This is a genomic window from Bacillus cereus group sp. BfR-BA-01383 (genome assembly GCF_022663495.1).
Taxonomy (GTDB): domain Bacteria; phylum Bacillota; class Bacilli; order Bacillales; family Bacillaceae_G; genus Bacillus_A; species Bacillus_A cereus_AU.
In genome coordinates this window covers 1-523 of record NZ_JAKUFP010000104.1, presented here as the reverse complement: position 1 = coordinate 523, position 523 = coordinate 1, and the positions used below count along the sequence as shown (strand labels likewise).

The following is a 523-nucleotide window of genomic DNA, read 5'->3' as shown; positions in this document are numbered from 1 at the left end:
TAACCGCAAGGACTGTGGAGATAGCCTAATAAATTAGAGTTCGATAGAACTCTTTACTTAGGAATCCCCCTCTTCTAAACGAAGTGAAAGTAGGGGTAGTTCAAAAAATAGATATTTATTTCAAAAATAAAAACCATCAATTTGAAAATAGATTAATCAAATTGATGGTTTTCTTGTAATATTTTATTAATTTTTTATCGTTTTCTGACAGAAGACTCCTTCCTCAAAAATGTGAAGGTGTGAAACACCAATTTTAGGTGGGAGATGAATATCAGTAGGCGTAAGCCTACGTTTTTTTGTATACTGTAGACATACTATGAAAAAGTGAGGTGCAACCTATGTTAGTAAATAAAGCATATAAATTTCGTATCTACCCGAATAAGAAACAAGAAATAGTAATTGCTAAAAAGATCGGTTGCAGTCGCTTTGTATGGTTCTGGTGCAAAGATAAAATGAAAACCAGTAAAACGCATATATTCCTAACAGAATTGTATTTTATGCTACAAGTTCAAACAATTGATGG

At 31.9% G+C, this 523-nt stretch carries 1 protein-coding gene; it reads left to right on the top strand.

Annotation, left to right across the window (positions count from 1 at the left end):
• Positions 1 to 338: 338 nt before the first annotated feature.
• Positions 339 to 523 (top strand): helix-turn-helix domain-containing protein (locus tag MR065_RS27075; RefSeq protein ID WP_242215745.1); only part of this gene is annotated, 185 nt, incomplete at its 3' end.